Raw genomic sequence first — 1,931 nt, 5'->3', positions numbered from 1 at the left:
GCAGGGCATTACTGCTGGTGCCGGAACGCTGATCCCTATGAGCCTCGGGTTACGTGCTGGTGGTGCGCTGGCGGAAGGTGTGGCGGCTCAGCTTGCGCGGACGGGTGAGAGTTCAGTGCGACGCGCCGCAGCAACAGCAGTACGTGCAACGCCAGATATTGCCTATGCCGCAGGTACAAATATTGCGTTCGGTATGGCACAGCGTGGGCTTACTGCAAAAACACTTCGTGATGGTGGCTATAGCGAAATGGCTAACCAGTATGATGTGTTGGATCGACAGGCAATTGCTATTGATGCTGTTCTTGGGGTGGCGTTTGGTGGTGTCGGCAGATTTATTAACTCTCGCGGCGAGTCTACAAACGCACCAAATTTTTCACCAGTTGATATCGATGCTGCACTGGCGGCGAATGCCGCTCATCATGCTGAAATTGATATTGCGCCCGGCGTGCCGATCAACGTGCTTTCGCGCAATTCTCACATTCAGGCTCTGCGAAAAGCTATGTCTGATGTTAGCCAGGGGAGACCTGTAGACGTTGCCAGCATTGTTGAGTCTGCATCTTTCAGTGAAATTCCTGGGCGCAAGAGTCTGCTGTCTCAGGCAGTTAATGAGGCTCTGTCATCTGTAGATGATGGAGTAACGGCGCGCGCTATAGAAAATCGGTTGCTTGAAGAACAGGCCGCGCAGCTTTTGCCGCGTGGAGATAGACAGGTTTACCAGTCTGAAATCGCTAATAGCCAACGAATTATTGAAAATCTCACTGAACAGCGTGCACAAATTCTTGCAGAAGAGCCAACCGGTAGCGGTAAAGCTTTGTCTCGTGCTCGATCAGATAAACAGGCCAGACTTCGCGATATTGATCAACGAATCCGGCAGGCACAAGAACGCCTGGAATTTTCCCGTAACGCGTTGGCACCGCACGAGCCTGGCGGTCAGTTTTTTGAAGCTCGAGCAGAACTGGCTCGGAGACAGCAGGCAGAAAGTGAACTTAATGCTCAGGCTGTTTCATTCTATAAAACAGCAGAGGTCAGGACGCCAGACGAAGTAGCTCCTTTTGAGCCTGATAAAATATTGCAACAGGCAGAACAAAAAATGATGTCAGATCAGGCAGGAGATATTGATCTGCGCATAGCTGAAGACTCGCTGCTTGAATCACCTGACATGATAATCACCGTGCTGGATGATGATGGTAATCCACAATCGCGCAGTGCGCGTGAAGTACTGGATGAAGCGAACAGGGAAAGTGAGCAGGCAATACAGGATTCCAGCCTGTTTGATGTTGCTGTGGCGTGTTTCTTGAGAGGTTAAATTAAATGAGACAGGAATGTATACAAGCGGTCCAGCAGGCGGCGCAGCGCACGTTAACGGCGCGAGAAATACAGAACATTGAAGACCGCATTTATCGAAATATGCGCTCCATTGCTCGTGATGACCCGATGTCGTGGCGACAACTTTCCGAATCAGAACGGTTGTATCGTGCAGCACAATTGGCATCTGAAGAATTACAGCGAGAAGCGGCATTAAAGAAACGTCGTGTGGCCCTCACTATAGCCGCACGTCAGAGATTGGATAAATTTATCAATAGCTATCAAGGGGCTGATGGGAAACTTGGCGCTCTTAACCGTACTATTGCTTTTAATGCAGACGGTAAATCGAATTTCCTCTCTGTTGAATCCAGAACAAAAGCCACCCGTGATTATGCATTGAGTCAATTGCAGGAGGCATTCGAAGCAGTTGATCCTCGCTTTTTTGGTCTGTTTGAAGATGAAGCGGGCGTACGTGACCTGGTATATGAAATGCGGGGGCAAAATACTGGCAATGCTAAAGCAAGAAAAGGTGCTAAGGCGTGGAGAGAAGTTACAGAGCTGCTGCGCCGCCGGTTTAATGATGCTGGTGGGGACACTGGCTATCTCGAAAACTGGGGGATCCCTCA

Annotated in this window: 1 protein-coding gene and 1 pseudogene; both read left to right on the top strand. The window is 49.9% G+C overall.

What is annotated here, in order from left to right; translation table 11 throughout:
- Positions 1–1,306, top strand: a 1,306-nt coding sequence (locus AZI87_RS18190) for a hypothetical protein (protein WP_063206669.1), incomplete at its 5' end; no start/stop codon positions are given.
- Positions 1,307–1,311: 5 nt separating this feature from the next.
- Positions 1,312–1,931, top strand: a pseudogene (locus AZI87_RS10555) (hypothetical protein); the annotation flags it as partial.

This window comes from Bdellovibrio bacteriovorus, assembly GCF_001592745.1.
In the GTDB taxonomy this organism is placed as follows: Bacteria; Bdellovibrionota; Bdellovibrionia; order Bdellovibrionales; family Bdellovibrionaceae; genus Bdellovibrio; species Bdellovibrio bacteriovorus_B.
Note: the sequence above shows the minus strand (reverse complement) of the source record. Positions and strands in the feature narration are given on the sequence as shown.